The organism is Kitasatospora paranensis (assembly GCF_039544005.1).
Taxonomy (GTDB): Bacteria; Actinomycetota; Actinomycetes; order Streptomycetales; family Streptomycetaceae; genus Kitasatospora; species Kitasatospora paranensis.
In genome coordinates, this window is record NZ_BAABKV010000001.1 from 3,557,535 (window position 1) to 3,571,910 (window position 14,376).

12 protein-coding genes are annotated in these 14,376 nt (G+C 72.0%); 8 read left to right on the forward strand and 4 right to left on the reverse strand.

The genetic code is table 11. The features are described from left to right. Positions 1–47: 47 nt before the first annotated feature. On the reverse strand, positions 48–1,301 hold the full coding sequence (locus ABEB13_RS17145; protein ID WP_380232596.1) for an amidohydrolase: 1,254 nt from the start codon (positions 1,299–1,301) through the stop codon (positions 48–50). Between the two features lie 370 nt (positions 1,302–1,671). Here ABEB13_RS17145 and ABEB13_RS17150 point away from each other — a divergent pair, with 370 nt between their 5' ends. Continuing rightward, the gene (locus ABEB13_RS17150) at positions 1,672–3,726 is read left to right on the forward strand and encodes a S53 family peptidase (protein ID WP_345706214.1); all 2,055 of its coding nucleotides are present in this window, start codon (positions 1,672–1,674) and stop codon (positions 3,724–3,726) included. A gap of 67 nt (positions 3,727–3,793) precedes the next feature. On the opposite strand, the gene ABEB13_RS17155 is transcribed toward ABEB13_RS17150, so the two are convergent. After that, positions 3,794–5,383 (reverse strand): acyl-CoA mutase large subunit family protein, encoded by a 1,590-nt coding sequence (locus ABEB13_RS17155; protein WP_345706215.1) that lies wholly within the window; start codon positions 5,381–5,383, stop codon positions 3,794–3,796. Between the two features lie 190 nt (positions 5,384–5,573). Between ABEB13_RS17155 and ABEB13_RS17160 the strand changes: the two genes are divergently transcribed. From ABEB13_RS17160 to ABEB13_RS17185, 6 genes are all read left to right on the forward strand, one after another. After that, positions 5,574–6,317 carry an SDR family oxidoreductase gene (locus ABEB13_RS17160; protein ID WP_345706216.1) on the forward strand — a complete coding sequence of 248 codons (744 nt, stop codon included), beginning with the start codon at positions 5,574–5,576 and terminating at the stop codon, positions 6,315–6,317. 281 nt (positions 6,318–6,598) lie between these two features. Then, complete coding sequence (locus ABEB13_RS17165) at positions 6,599–7,135, forward strand: 2-oxo-4-hydroxy-4-carboxy-5-ureidoimidazoline decarboxylase (protein ID WP_425559966.1); 537 nt, start codon at positions 6,599–6,601, stop codon at positions 7,133–7,135. A gap of 447 nt (positions 7,136–7,582) precedes the next feature. Continuing rightward, entirely contained in the window at positions 7,583–7,960 is a 378-nt protein-coding gene (gene sdhC / locus ABEB13_RS17170; RefSeq protein ID WP_345706217.1) for a succinate dehydrogenase, cytochrome b556 subunit, read from the forward strand. Positions 7,961–7,966: 6 nt separating this feature from the next. Next, positions 7,967–8,458 (forward strand): succinate dehydrogenase hydrophobic membrane anchor subunit, encoded by a 492-nt coding sequence (locus ABEB13_RS17175; protein WP_345706218.1) that lies wholly within the window; start codon positions 7,967–7,969, stop codon positions 8,456–8,458. Positions 8,459–8,491: 33 nt separating this feature from the next. Beyond that, positions 8,492–10,234: a succinate dehydrogenase flavoprotein subunit gene (sdhA, locus tag ABEB13_RS17180; RefSeq protein ID WP_345706219.1), complete on the forward strand. Its 1,743-nt coding sequence runs from the start codon at positions 8,492–8,494 to the stop codon at positions 10,232–10,234. Next, the gene (locus ABEB13_RS17185; RefSeq protein WP_345706220.1) at positions 10,234–11,007 is read left to right on the forward strand and encodes a succinate dehydrogenase iron-sulfur subunit; all 774 of its coding nucleotides are present in this window, start codon (positions 10,234–10,236) and stop codon (positions 11,005–11,007) included. The genes sdhA and ABEB13_RS17185 overlap by 1 nt, the downstream gene beginning before the upstream one ends. Positions 11,008–11,069: 62 nt before the next feature. Here ABEB13_RS17185 and ABEB13_RS17190 read toward each other — a convergent pair whose 3' ends face one another. Both ABEB13_RS17190 and ABEB13_RS17195 read right to left on the reverse strand, forming a co-directional pair. Further along, a complete protein-coding gene (locus ABEB13_RS17190) occupies positions 11,070–12,650 on the reverse strand; it encodes a hypothetical protein (protein ID WP_345706221.1) in 1,581 nt (526 codons plus the stop codon). A 93-nt stretch (positions 12,651–12,743) separates the two neighbouring features. Further along, positions 12,744–12,989, reverse strand: a complete 246-nt coding sequence (locus ABEB13_RS17195; RefSeq protein WP_345706222.1) for an SCO4848 family membrane protein — start codon at positions 12,987–12,989, stop codon at positions 12,744–12,746. 125 nt (positions 12,990–13,114) lie between these two features. Between ABEB13_RS17195 and ABEB13_RS17200 the strand changes: the two genes are divergently transcribed. Next, complete coding sequence (locus ABEB13_RS17200; protein ID WP_345706223.1) at positions 13,115–14,359, forward strand: D-alanyl-D-alanine carboxypeptidase family protein; 1,245 nt, start codon at positions 13,115–13,117, stop codon at positions 14,357–14,359. Positions 14,360–14,376 lie beyond the last annotated feature (17 nt).

Here is a 14,376-nt window from a genome sequence, read left to right on the forward strand (position 1 = left end):
GAACTGCGGCGACGCCGCCGGAGGGGCCCGGAGGGCCCTCCGGCGGGTCAGACCGGGGAGTGCTCCAGGGCCAGCGAGCAGAAGAGCTCCACCCCGACGGCGATGGCCCGCTCGTCCACGTCGAACCGGCCCTGGTGGAGGTCCCGGACCGCCTTCTCGTCCGGGGCGCGGACACCGAGCCGGGCGAGCGCCCCCGGCGCGTGCTCCAGGTACCAGGAGAAGTCCTCGCCGCCCAGGCTCTGCTCGGTGTCCTCCACCACCGGGCCCGCCTCCGCCCCGAACCGGGCGTTCATGGCCGTCTCCAGCTGCGCGATCGAGGTCTGCTCGTTGACCACCGGCGGCACGCCGCGGTGGTAGTCGAGCGCCCACTTGGCGCGGTGTGTTTCGGCCATCCGGCCGATCAGCTCGTCCAGCACCTCGGGCGCCTCGCGCCAGCCGGCGAGCTCCAGGCAGCGGACGGTGCCCTCCAGCTCGGCATGCTGCGGGACGACGTTGGGCGCGGACCCGGCCGCGATCCGGCCGAAGACCAGGCTGGCGCCCCAGCGCGGGTCCATCCGGCGGGCGAACAGGCCCGGCAGGTCGGCGGCCATCCGGGCGACGGCGGTGACCAGGTCGGTGGTCAGGTGCGGCCGGGCGGTGTGCCCGCCGGGCCCGTCCAGGGTCAGCAGCAGCCGGTCGCAGGCGGAGGTGATCGCGCCGACCCGCAGGCCGACCCGGCCGACCTGCACCTTCGGGTCGCAGTGCACCGCGAAGATCCGGCCGACGCCCTCCATGCCGCCCGCCTTGAGGACGTCCAGCGCGCCGCCCGGCATCACCTCCTCGGCCGGCTGGAAGACCAGCCGGACGGGACGGCGCAGCTCGCCCGCACGGGCCGCCTCGGCCAGCACCAGTGCGGTGCCGAGGACGACCGCGGTGTGCACGTCGTGCCCGCAGGCGTGCGCCCGGCCCGGCAGCGTCGAGCGGTAGGGCACGTCCGTCTTGGCGTCGTCGATGGGCAGCGCGTCGATGTCGGCCCGGAAGGCCAGCAGCGGGGTGCCCGGCGCGGTGCCCGGCGGCACGATGTCGACCGTCATCCCGGTGCCGCCCGGGAGCACCCGGGGCTGCAGGCCGGCCTCCGCCAGCCGCTCCGCGATCAGCCGGGTGGTGCGGAACTCCTGCCGGCCGAGTTCGGGGTGCCGGTGCAGGTCGCGGCGGAAGGCGATCAGCTCGGCCTCGTACGCCTTCACCCGGGCGCGCAGGCCCGGGCCGGGACGGACGGCGGTGGCGAGGGACGCCCGCTCGGCGGGCTGAGGATCGTTCACCTCAACAAGGGTAGGCCGACGGAGGGCTTTTGGCCCGTCTTCCCACGAAGATGTGGCCCGATCGGTGCATGGCGGCCGCACAGGTGGGTATGACATCTCGATTACGCCGCCTTCCCGGGTGATCCCTGCCCTGTCAACGAGGCCCCTCCCGGACGGACACGGCACCGCTTCTTCACGACTCCCCCGCCGAACGGTCATGCCCTGGCAAAGCTTTCGCATGATCCCTTGAGCGGCGTGCACATGTCCGAATAGACAGCTACCGCACAGTCAACTTTCTTGCCGCGGGCGGACGATCCGCCCCCAGGCTTGCTCCGTCATGCCCCCACGAGGGATTGCTGACGGTCCAAAAGACGAGAAATGGGGAACCGACGTGCCAGCAGCACGCAGCCGGCTCTCCCGGACGGCCGTGGCGGCACCCGCCGCCGCGCTGATCCTGGGAACCCTCGCGATGGCCACCCCGGCCGACGCGGCCACCCCCATCGGCGGCGCCAGCGCCGCCAAGGAGCTCGGCGGGACCCACCCCGCCTGGGCGACCCCGCAGGCCGACGCGGGTGCGGTGGCCGACGCCACCCCGGCCACCGCACGGATCTACCTCGCCGGCCAGGACACCGCGGGCCTCGCCGCCCTGGCGAAGGCGGTCTCCGACCCGTCCTCGCCGTCCTACGGCACCTTCCTCTCCACCGACCAGGTGCAGGCCCGCTTCGGCGCGTCCGCGGCCCAGGTGAAGGCCGTCAAGGCCTGGGTGACCGGGGCCGGCCTGACCGTGGCGCAGACCACCGCCCACTACGTCGAGGTGTCCGGCACCACCGCCGCCATGGCGAAGGCGTTCAGCACCCCGATCCACACCTACCGGACGGCCGACGGCACCCACCGCGCCCCCGCGCGCGACGCCGTCGTGCCGCCGCAGGTCGCCGGCACCGTCCTGGCCGTCAGCGGTCTGAGCGACGTCGTCCACAAGAACGTCTCGCACGCCGTCTCGGTGCGCGAGGCCGACGCGAAGGCGAACGCCGCCCGCCTGGCCACCGGCAACCTCAAGAAGCCCGCCGCCACCCTGCCGGCCGACCCGACCTGCTCGGACAACGGCTACGGCTCGAAGACCGCCGCGGGCGCCCCGCAGGGCTACGAGAAGAACGAGCCGTTCGCCCCGTGCTCGTACATCCCCTCGCAGCTGCGCAAGGCGTACGGCGTGACCGACGAGAAGGTGACCGGCAAGGGGGCCCGGATCGCCATCATCGACGCCTACGGTCTGGGCAGCATGGAGGCCGACGCCAACCACTTCTCCACCGCGCACGGCGACAAGCCGTTCGCCGCGGGGCAGTACGGCGAGCTCGTCACCTCGGACAAGTGGGTGCACCAGGACGAGTGCGGCGACTGGTCCGGCGAGGAGGCCCTCGACGTCGAGATGGCGCACGGTCTCGCGCCGAACGCCCAGATCACCTACGTCGGCGCCAACTCCTGCTACGACCAGGACCTGTACGACGCCATGGCGACCGTCGTCGACAAGCACCTCGCCGACGTGGTCTCCAACTCCTGGGGCGAGATCATGCACGGCAAGAGCGGCGACCTGGACGCGGCGTCCATAGCCGCCGACAACCAGCTCTTCCAGCTCGGCGCGGTGCAGGGCATCGGCTTCACCTTCTCCAGCGGCGACTGCGGCGACAGCTCCCCGGGCGCGGCCGCGACCGGCGTGAACTGCCAGGCCGACTCCAACCAGGCGCAGGCCGACTGGCCGTCCGCCTCGCCGTGGGTCACCTCGGTCGGCGGCTCCACCCTGGAGCTCGCGGACAAGGCAGGCCACTACGGCCACGAGGTCTCGATGGGCGACCAGCGCTCGGTGCTCTCGGACGACCAGAAGTCGTGGAACCCCTACCCGGGCTTCTTCTACTTCGGCGGCGGCGGCGGTGTCTCCAAGGACGTCCAGCAGCCGTGGTACCAGAAGGGCGTCGTCTCCGACCGGATCGCGAAGACCGCGGCCGACGGCAGCTCCTCCGCCACCCCGCTGCGCGCCACCCCGGACATCGCGATGAGCGGTGACCTGGTGGCCGCCACCCTGGTCGGCTACACCGCGAACGGCACCTACAGCGAGGGCGGCTACGGCGGCACCTCGGTCTCCGCCCCGGAGACCGCGGCCATGCTGGCCGACGCCATCGAGGCGCGCGGCGGCCGGGCGATCGGCTTCGCCAACCCGGCGCTGTACGACCGGGCCGGCACCAAGGCGTTCAACGACGTCAACGACTCCGCCGTGCACAACAAGTTCGGCAACGTCGTCGACCTCGGCACCATCGGCGGCGTGCTCAAGGTCCGCCTCTACAAGGTGGCGGCCGACTACGGCCTGAGCGCCAAGCGCGGCTACGACACCGCCACCGGTGTCGGCACCCCGGGCAAGGGGTTCTTCGACTCCTTCCGCCTCGGCCGCAAGCACTGATCACCACCGCGTGAACGCCGCGGGCCCGGAGTCGTGAACGACTCCGGGCCCGCGGTGCGTGGCGGCCTCAGAAGCGGTCGACCGGGGTGTACGTCCCCCAGACCTCGCGCAGCGCGTTGCAGACCTCGCCGACGGTCGCCCGGGCGGCGAGCGCCTCCTTCATCGGGTAGAGGACGTTGTCGCTGCCCTCGGCGGCCTTGCGCAGCGCGCCGAGGCCGCGGTCGACCGCCGAGCTGTCGCGGTCGGCGCGCAGCACCGCCAGGCGCTGCGCCTGCTGGGCCTCGATCGCCGGGTCGACCCGCAGCGGCTCGTACGGGTCCTCGGTGTCCAGCTGGAAGCGGTTGACGCCGACGACGGTGCGCGCCCCGGAGTCCTGCTCCTGCTGGATGCGGTAGGCGGTGCGCTCGATCTCGGACTTCTGGTAGCCCTGCTCGATCGCGGCGACCGCGCCGCCCATGTCCTCGACCTTGTGCATCAGTTCCAGTGCGGCGGCCTCGACCTCGTCGGTCATCTGCTCGACCACGTAGGAGCCGGCGAACGGGTCGACGGTCGCGGTGACGTCGGTCTCGTACGCGATGACCTGCTGGGTGCGCAGCGCCAGGCGGGCGGACTTCTCGGTGGGCAGCGCGATGGCCTCGTCGAAGCTGTTGGTGTGCAGCGACTGGGTGCCGCCGAACACCGCGGCGAGCGCCTGCACGGAGACGCGGACGAGGTTGACCTCGGGCTGCTGCGCGGTGAGCTGCACGCCGGCGGTCTGGGTGTGGAAGCGGAGCATCAGCGACTTGGGGTTCTTGGCGCCGAACTCCTCGCGCATGACGCGGGCCCAGATCCGGCGCGCGGCACGGAACTTGGCGACCTCCTCCAGCAGCGTGGTGCGGGAGACGAAGAAGAAGGACAGCCGCGGCGCGAAGTCGTCGACGTCCATGCCGGCGGCGACCGCGGTGCGCACGTACTCGATGCCGTTGGCGAGGGTGAAGGCGATCTCCTGCGCGGGGTTCGCGCCGGCCTCGGCCATGTGGTAGCCGGAGATCGAGATGGTGTTCCACTTGGGGATCTCGGCCCGGCAGTACTGGAAGACGTCGGCGATCAGCCGCAGCGAGGGCTTCGGCGGGAAGATGTACGTGCCGCGGGCGATGTACTCCTTCAGCACGTCGTTCTGGATGGTGCCGGTGAGCCTGCCGGAGGGCACGCCCTGGGCCTCGCCGACCAGTTGGTAGAGGAGCAGCAGCAGCGAGCCGGGGGCGTTGATCGTCATCGAGGTGGAGACGTCGCCCAGCGGGATCCCGCCGAACAGCACACTCATGTCCTCGACGCTGTCGATCGCCACGCCGACCTTGCCGACCTCGCCCGCCGAGATCGTGGCGTCCGAGTCGTAGCCCATCTGGGTGGGCAGGTCGAAGGCGACGGACAGGCCCATGGTGCCGTTGGCGATCAGCTGCTTGTAGCGCGCGTTGGACTCGGCGGCGGTGCCGAAGCCGGCGTACTGGCGCATCGTCCACGGCTTGCCGGTGTACATGCTCGGGTAGACGCCGCGGGTGAAGGGGTATTCGCCCGGCCTGCCGAGCTTGGCCGACGCGTCCCAGTCCGCCAGGGTCTCGGGACCGTACAGGGGCTCGATCGGCAGGCCCGACTCGGAGCGGCGGGGCTCGGCTGGCATGGAGGTCCTCCGCGAGGGTGGGGGTGAGGGTGGTGGAGTTAGCCCTGATTAACGTTCAGCTGTGCACGCAATGTAGTCGCGGCCGGCCGAGAGCGGACAGATGCCACGGCTGGGACCTTCCTCACAGGTGGCGCGGCCCGTCTTGAGATGATCGGGGCGGAACGGACCGGACAGTCTCCCTGGGAGTGGCATGACCGAGCAGAAGGTGGCCGTGGTCACCGGTGCGAGCAGCGGGATCGGTGCGGCCACGGCCCGCCGGCTGGCCGCGGACGGATTCGACGTGGTGCTGGCGGCCCGCCGGACGGGTCGGATCGAGGAACTGGCGAAGGAGATCGGCGGGCGGGCGTACACCCTGGACGTCACGGACCGGGCGGCGGTGGACGCGTTCGCCGCCGAGGTCGGCCGGGTGGACGTGCTGGTCAACAACGCCGGCGGGGCGGTCGGCGCGGAGAGCGTGGAGCTCGGCGACCCGGCCGACTGGCGGGCGATGTACGAGGTCAACGTGATCGGCGTGCTGAACGTCACCCAGGCGCTGCTGCCGGCGCTGCGGGCCACCGGTGACGGCACGGTGCTGGTGCTCTCCTCCACCGCGGCGTTCGCGGCGTACGAGGGCGGCGGCGGGTACGTGGCGGCCAAGCACGCGGCGCACACGATCGCGGGGACGCTCCGGCTGGAGCTGTGCGGCGAGCCGATCCGGGTGATCGAGATCGCTCCGGGGATGGTGAAGTCCGAGGGCTTCGCGGTGACCCGGTTCCGCGGCGACGAGCAGAAGGCAGCGGCGGTGTACGCGGGCGTGGCCGAGCCGCTGACCTCGGAGGACATCGCGGACACCGTCTCCTGGGCGGTCACCCGGCCGTCGCACGTGAACATCGACCTGCTGGTGGTGCGGCCGCGGGCGCAGGCCGCCAACCACAAGGTGCACCGGGAGTCGTAGCCCGGGCGGGCGGAGGGCGGGGGCGGGCGCCGTACGCGGCGCCCGCCCCCGCCCCTTCTCTGTCCCTCGGTGTTCAACGTCACAACTTGATAGCTCGATCGAGTGAATTTAGCGCGGCGTCTCCCCAACTGATGAGCCCTCAACTACCGTGGAGGCGCTGCCTGGGGTGACCTCCCCGCGCATGCCCCGCACGGTACGTCGCGCCACCGCACAGCACCTACCTTTCGTCTCTGGAGCATCCCCCTTCCCGCCCTCACGAGGAGGACCCGCTGGCCAGCGACATCCCGCCGCAGCGCCTCGACGCTTCGACGGAACCGTCCCTGCTCGGGCTGCACCGCTTCAACGAGGCCGACACCGGCGCGGCCGAAGAGGCGCTGCTCGCCTGCTGCGGCAGCCACCGGTGGGCCCTGCGGCTCACCGCCCACCGCCCCTACCCCGACATAGAGTCCCTGCTCGCGGCAGCCAGCGAGGCCTCGTACGACCTGCGCCCCGCGGACCTCGCGGAGGCCCTGGCCGACGAGAGCTGGATGCCGCAGCCGCTCCTCGGCATGCGGGCCCCGGGCAGCCAGGCCGCCCACACCGCCCTGCGGGCCGCGCACGCCGCGTACGAGGCCCAGTTCGGCCACGTCTTCGTGGTCTGCCTGGAGGGCATCGATCCGGAGGAGATGCTCGACACCGTTCTCAGCTCCATCCGCACCCGGCTGGCCAACGAGCCGGACGAGGAGCGCCTGGTCGCCTCGGACGAGCTGCGCCGGATCGCCCTGATCCGGCTGGCCCACCTGGTCACCCGGCACTCCGCGGGGGCGGGCGCCCGCTGAACCGACACGGCCCGGCCCGGGCGGGTGGCATCCCGCCCGGGCCGGGCCGTCCGTTGCGCCCGGCGGCCCCGGCCGATTGGGCCGTCAGGGTGAACCCGGTCGCCGCGTCCGCGCCCGCCGGGACGGGCGCGACGACCCGCGCCGGCCGGCGGACACCGGAGCCCCTCACCGCGGCGGAGCGCCCCGGGCCCGGGTCGCGGCCGGTGGGCGCGGCGGCCCGCGGGGCGGCGGGCGGTCGTCGCCCCGGTGGCGCGATCATCACACCACCGAGCGTGACGGTTCCCGCGGGCATTAGGCCGGGAGTGCCTGATTGATCACACCTGAGCCCCCCGGAGGCGGTTCCCGACACGGCGTCGATAGGATGCTCGCGGCCGGTGGACCGTACCCGGCCGGGCTGACCGACACCGAAGCCGGCCGAGCCCCCAATCCGCTTCCGGAGGGTTTTCCGTGCCGGCTGGAACGCTGTACCGCGGCCGGGAAGGCATGTGGAGCTGGGTGGCTCACCGAGTCACCGGCGTCCTCATCTTCTTCTTCCTTTTCGCACACGTCCTCGACACCGCGCTGGTGCGCGTGTCCCCGCAGGCCTACGACTCGGTCATCGAGACGTACAAGACCTGGATCGTGAACCTGATGGAGTACGGCCTCACGGCCGCCATCCTGTTCCACGCGCTGAACGGCCTGCGGCTCGTCGCCGTCGACTTCTGGTCGAAGGGCGCCAAGTTCCAGAAGCAGATGCTCTGGTCCGTCGTGGGCGTCTGGGTCGTCCTGCTGGCAGGCGCCTTCTACCCCATCCTGCAGCACACTCTTCGCACGTGGTTCGGGTGATCCGCAATGGCTTCTGACACCACCGACCAGCTGGTCGTCCCCTCGGTCCACGCCCACACCGGGCAGGGCCTGGGCACCGGCAACCCCGCCGACGCGTTCGTCGTCGAGCCGGCCCGTGCGCGCACCAAGCGGACCCCGCGCCGCACCCGCACCAACTTCGAGATGCTCGCGTGGCTCTTCATGCGGCTCTCCGGCGTGGTGCTGGTCTTCCTGATCCTCGGCCACCTGCTGATCATGCTGGTGCTCGACGGCGGCGTGTCCAAGATCGGCTTCGCCTTCGTGGCCGGCCGCTGGGCCTCGCCGTTCTGGCAGGGCTGGGACCTGCTCATGCTCTGGCTCGCCATGCTCCACGGCACCAACGGCATGCGCACCGTGATCAACGACTACGCCGAGAAGGACTCCACTCGGCTCTGGCTGAAGACCCTGATGGGTGCTGCCGCGGTGTTCACCGTGCTGCTCGGCACTCTGGTGATCTTCACCTTCGACCCGAACATCTAATCGGCCATCGAGAGCCAGAGGCGAATTACCCCCATGCAGATTCATCAGTACGACACCGTCATCGTCGGCGCCGGTGGCGCAGGCATGCGCGCCGCCATCGAGTCGACGCAGCACAGCCGCACCGCTGTCCTGACCAAGCTCTACCCCACCCGGTCCCACACCGGCGCGGCCCAGGGCGGCATGTGCGCCGCCCTCGCCAACGTCGAGGAGGACAACTGGGAGTGGCACACCTTCGACACGGTCAAGGGTGGTGACTACCTGGTCGACCAGGACGCCGCCGAGATCATGTGCAAGGAGGCCATCGACGCCGTCCTCGACCTGGAGAAGATGGGTCTCCCCTTCTCCCGGACCGAGCAGGGCCGGATCGACCAGCGCCGCTTCGGCGGGCACTCCCGCAACCACGGTGAGGCGCCCGTCCGCCGCTCCTGCTACGCGGCCGACCGCACCGGTCACATGATCCTCCAGACGCTGTTCCAGAACTGCGTCAAGCACGGCGTCGAGTTCTTCAACGAGTTCTACGTCCTCGACCTGCTGATGAACGAGGGCAAGACCGCCGGCGTCGTCGCGTACGAGCTCGCCACCGGCGAGATCCACGTCTTCCAGGCCAAGGCCGTGGTGTTCGCCTCCGGCGGCACCGGCAAGATGTTCAAGGTCACCTCGAACGCCCACACCCTGACCGGTGACGGCCAGGCCGTGGCGTACCGCCGGGGCCTGCCGCTGGAGGACATGGAGTTCTTCCAGTTCCACCCGACGGGCATCTGGCGCATGGGCATCCTGCTCACCGAGGGCGCCCGCGGCGAGGGCGGCATCCTGCGCAACAAGGACGGCGAGCGCTTCATGGAGCGCTACGCCCCCGTCATGAAGGACCTCGCGTCCCGTGACGTGTGCTCGCGCGCCATCTACAGCGAGATCCGCGAGGGTCGCGGCTGCGGCCCCGAGGGCGACCACGTCTACCTGGACCTCACGCACCTCCCGCCGGAGCAGCTGGACGCCAAGCTGCCCGACATCACCGAGTTCGCGCGAACCTACCTCGGCATCGAGCCCTACACGGACCCGATCCCGATCCAGCCCACCGCGCACTACGGCATGGGCGGCATCCCGACCAACGTCGAGGGCGAGGTGCTGAAGAACAACACCGAGATCGTCCCCGGCCTGTACGCCGCCGGCGAGGTCGCCTGCGTCTCCGTGCACGGCGCCAACCGCCTGGGCACCAACTCGCTGCTGGACATCAACGTGTTCGGGCGCCGTGCGGGTCTCGCCGCCGCCGACTACGCGTCCAAGAACGACTTCGTGCCGCTGCCGGAGAACGCCGAGGCGCTCGTCCAGAACATGGTCGACTCCCTGCGCGAGTCGGCGGGCACCGAGTCCGTCGCCCAGATCCGCAAGGAGATGCAGGAGTCGATGGACGCCAACGCGTCCGTCTACCGCACCGGCGACACCCTCAAGCAGGCCGTCGCCGACATCGCCGCGCTGCGCGAGCGGTACAAGAACGTCGCCATCCAGGACAAGGGCTCGCGCTACAACACCGACCTGCTGGAGGCGATCGAGCTGGGCAACCTGCTCGACCTGGCCGAGGTGCTGGTCGTCTCCGCGCTGGCCCGCGAGGAGTCGCGCGGCGGTCACTACCGCGAGGACTTCCCCAAGCGCGACGACGTGAAGTTCATGCAGCACACCATGGCGTACCAGGAGGTGGCCGAGGACGGCACCACCTCGATCCGCCTCGACTACAAGCCGGTCGTGCAGACCCGCTACCAGCCGATGGAGCGTAAGTACTGATGAGCACTCCGACGATGGAGAAGCACTCGGCCGCTCTGGACGCGGCCGAGGCGGGCGGCGACGCCCTGGTCAACGTCACCCTGCGGATCCGCCGGTTCAACCCGGAGGAGCACCCGGAGCCGGTGTGGGTCGACTACCAGCTGCTGATGGACCCGAAGGAGCGCGTCCTGGACGCCCTCAACAAGGTCAAGTGGGAGCAGGACGGCACCCTGACGTACCGCCGCTCGTGCGCCCACGGCATCTGCGGCTCGGACGCCATGCGGATCAACGGCCGCAACCGGCTGGCGTGCAAGACCCTGATCAAGGACGTCAACCCGGAGAAGCCGATCACGGTCGAGGCCATCAAGGGCCTCGCGGTCCTCAAGGACCTGATCGTCGACATGGACCCGTTCTTCCAGGCGTACAAGGACGTCATGCCGTTCCTCATCACCAAGGGGAACGAGCCGACCCGCGAGCGCCTGCAGTCCGCCGAGGAGCGCGAGCGCTTCGACGACACCACCAAGTGCATCCTGTGCGCCGCGTGCACGTCGTCCTGCCCGGTGTTCTGGAACGACGGCCAGTACTTCGGCCCGGCCGCGATCGTCAACGCGCACCGGTTCATCTTCGACTCCCGCGACGAGGGCGCCGAGCAGCGCCTGGAGGTCCTCAACGACCGTGAGGGCGTGTGGCGCTGCCGCACCACCTTCAACTGCTCGGAGGCCTGCCCGCGCGGCATCGAGGTCACCAAGGCGATCGCCGAGGTGAAGCGCGCGCTGGTCACCCGCCGCTTCTGACACTGCACAGCCCGAGGGCCCGTCCGCGACCGCCGCGGACGGGCCCTCGGGCTTGTCCGGGGTCAGCGCAGGGCGCCGAGGTCCTTCGGGGCGGTGACGCCGTCGAAGGTCAGCAGGTGCCCGGCGGCGTTCACCGCGTACAGGTCCGGCCGGCCGTCCCCGTTGCCGTCGCCGGAGCTGCCCAGGGTGGGGTAGTCGGCGACCGGCAGGGTCGCGACGACGCTGCCGGAGGCCGGGTCGGCGAGCGCCGAGAAGTCGTACGTGCCGTCCGCGTTCTTCACGACCGGGTACGTGCGCAGCGCGCCGGTCGCCCGCTCCCGGGACCACAGCGCGAGGCTGCCGTCGGCGGCCGCACCGGGGGCGACGAGGTCGTAGCCGGCCCAGGCGCCGGTGGTGGAGAGCCGCTTGACGGTGTTGTAGCGGTACATGATGCCCGGGTTGGTGAACAGCCAGAGGTCACCGCCCTCGACACTCGCGAGCGACGGCCGTGTGCCGGTGCCGAGCGCACCGAGCGAGACCAACTGGTCGGCCTGCGACCAGTCGGTGGCGCACCCGGCGGCGGCGCACCCGGAGGGCCGTGCCAGGAGGGTCGCGGACCCCTGGAACGCTCCGGCGTCGAGGTTGCGGTACAGGTAGAGGTTGGCCGAGCCCGGCTCGTGCGCGAGCAGGTCGTCGCCCGGCGCGTGGTTGTCCCAGCCCCGGTGGACGAGCCGGCGGCCGGCCCAGGTCTGCAGCGGTCCGTAGGCGGCCGGGGTGGTCGAGGACGGGGTGGCGGTGGCCGCGTCGGCGCTGATCACCTGCAGGTTGCCGGCCGCGTCGGGGAGCAGGATGTCCGGGACGCCGTCGCCGTTCACGTCGCCCGGGGCGCTCGGCGGGTTGGGGTCGGATGGGGCGTAGAAGGTGTAGGCGACCGGCTGGGCCGCGTTCCCCGCGTTGTCGAACGCCTGGACCTGGAGGACGTTGGTCCCCCACTGGGTGGGCTTGATCCGGAGCGTCGCGCTGCCGTCGGCCGCGGCGAGGACGGTGCCGGCGGCGTCGCAGCCGCCGCCCGTGCCGAGCGTGCCGTCGAGGACGTAGCGGTAGCAGGCCACGCCGGACGCGGCGTCGCTGCCGGCGAGGGTGAAGGTGCCGGTCTGCCCGGCGTACTTCTGCGGGGTCCCACCGCTGTCGGAGGACGGGAAGTCGGTGGAGGCGACGGTCAGCGACGGCGCCGTGGTGTCGACCCGGAAGTGGCAGTCCGCGGTCTGCTGTCCGCCGCTGCGGGCGAACCAGCTGTACGTCCCGCCGTCCACCAGTCCGGTCGCGGCGACGGCGGCGGCACCGGCGGCCGGGGTGGCCGCGGCCGCGAAGACCTTGCGGCCGCCGGAGTCCTTGATCGTGAACCGGGCCCGGTCGCCCGTCGCGTGGACGGTCAGCTGCGGCGTGGCGGTGGAGATCCAGCCGGGCACGGTGGTCGCGTCGCAGGCGTCGGTGTGCGCGCCGGTGGCGAAGAAGCCCGGGCCGGGCAGCACGGCCGGGTCGGACACCTTGACCTCGGCGGCGGCGGAGGCCGCCGGTGCCGCCAGCAGACCTGCGGCGAAGACGACCGCGACGGCCGAGGCCAGCCGCCGTGGAGAGGAAGTACGGAACACTGAGTGACCCACCCCGATGACTCGTATACGTGCTCGCACAGTGCGCACACGGCGGAGATCCTGGCAGGGGCGATCGGCACGCGGCAAGCCGTTTCCGACGGGCCGTCAGCCGGCGCGGTGGGCCCGCAGCGCGCGGACACCGAGCCAGCCGATGGCCAGGCCGAGGACGAGCGAGGTCACCGCGAGCAGCAGGTGGATCCAGAAGAACGCGGTGGGCTGGGAGTGGTCGCCGTGGACGAAGGCCTGGCCGCCGGAGTCCTTCCAGAGGTTCTTGACGAACGTCGTCCAGATCATGAGCGACCACACGCCGAACGCGGCGAGGAACCAGGAGGTGCGGCGGCTGAGCTTCATCGGGCGTCCTTCACGGGTGGAGCGGGTCGTCCGGACCAGTATGCGCATCCGGCCGGGCGCATCCGTTCGGGGGAGTTGTCGGGCGGCCGGGCGGCCCGCGCCCGGCCCGCGGGTACGACTACGGAATGCTGATCGCCCGTCACCTCGCGTACCGGTGTGCCGTCGCAACCACAGCCGCCCTCCTGTCCACCCTGCCGACCGCGTCCGCCGCGTCCGCCGGGGCCGCCGCGGGGGCGGTGGGCGGCGAGCGGCTGGCCGGGCCCGGGGTGCAGGTCGCCCCGCGGACGGGGGCGCCGGCGCTGCCCGGCGGCCTGACCGGCCGGTCCTGGCTGGTCGCGGACGGCACCACCGGCGCCGTGCTGGCCTCGTACAACGCGCACGACCGGCTGCCGCCGGCGTCCACCCTGAAGATGCTGTTCGCGGACACGGTGCTGCCCAAGCTGGACCGCGAGGCCGTGCACCGGGTCGCCCCCGAGGAACTCGCCGGGATGGGCCAGGGCAGCAGCCTGGTGGGCATCAAGGAGGACCTGGACTACAAGGTCGAGGACCTGTGGCGGGGCGTGTTCCTCAGCTCCGGCAACGACGCGGTGCACGTGCTCGCCGCCATGAACGGCGGCGTCGACCGGACGGTCGCCGAGATGCAGTCCCGGGCCGAGGCACTGCAGGCCCGCGACACCCACGTGGTCACCCCGGACGGCTACGACCAGGACGGGCAGGTCTCCTCGGCGTACGACCTGACGCTGTTCGCCCGCGCGGGCCTGCGCAACGCCGACTTCCGGGCCTACTGCTCGACCCGGGACGCGCAGTTCCCCGGCGCCGTGGACCGGACGACCGGGCAGCGCGGCAGCTTCGGCATCGCCAACACCGACCGGCTGCTCGGCACGTACCCCGGGCTGATCGGGGTGAAGAACGGCTACACCACCAACGCCGGGTCGACCTTCACCGGCGCGGCCGAACGCGACGGCCGGACGCTGCTGGTCACCGTGATGCACACCTCGACCTACCAGAAGGTGTACGACGAGGCGGCGGCGCTGCTGGACTGGGGGTTCGCGGCCGCCGACCAGGTGGACCCGGTCGGTCAGCTGGCCGAGGACACCGCCGCCGAGTCGCCCGCACCGGCCACCCCGTCGGCCGACCCCGGGCCGAACGCGGTACCCGACGCGGTCGGCTCGACCGGCCCCGGCCCGCACCGCACCGTCCCGGCCGCTCCCCCGCAGGCGACGCCGGCGGCGGAGCCGCGGCCGGCCCGCCGGGGAGCCCCGGTGGGCTTCGCCGGGTCGGCGGCCGCCGCGCTCTGCGGGATCGCCGCCGCGGCCGGACTGCTGCGGCTGCGCCGGCGCCTCCGGCTGCCGCGGTCGGCCCGGGTCTGAGGCCCCGGGCCGACCGC

What these genes read in the sequence shown, in the direction of transcription:
- ABEB13_RS17195 (WP_345706222.1), bottom strand. Translation starts at nt 12,989, where the DNA reads ATGAAGCTCAGCCGCCGCACCTCCTGGTTCCTCGCCGCGTTCGGCGTG.
- ABEB13_RS17160 (WP_345706216.1), top strand. Translation starts at nt 5,574, where the DNA reads ATGACCGAGCAGAAGGTGGCCGTGGTCACCGGTGCGAGCAGCGGGATC.
- ABEB13_RS17200 (WP_345706223.1), top strand. Translation starts at nt 13,115, where the DNA reads ATGCTGATCGCCCGTCACCTCGCGTACCGGTGTGCCGTCGCAACCACA.
- ABEB13_RS17175 (WP_345706218.1), top strand. Translation starts at nt 7,967, where the DNA reads ATGGCTTCTGACACCACCGACCAGCTGGTCGTCCCCTCGGTCCACGCC.
- ABEB13_RS17185 (WP_345706220.1), top strand. Translation starts at nt 10,234, where the DNA reads ATGAGCACTCCGACGATGGAGAAGCACTCGGCCGCTCTGGACGCGGCC.
- ABEB13_RS17155 (WP_345706215.1), bottom strand. Translation starts at nt 5,383, where the DNA reads ATGCCAGCCGAGCCCCGCCGCTCCGAGTCGGGCCTGCCGATCGAGCCC.
- sdhA (WP_345706219.1), top strand. Translation starts at nt 8,492, where the DNA reads ATGCAGATTCATCAGTACGACACCGTCATCGTCGGCGCCGGTGGCGCA.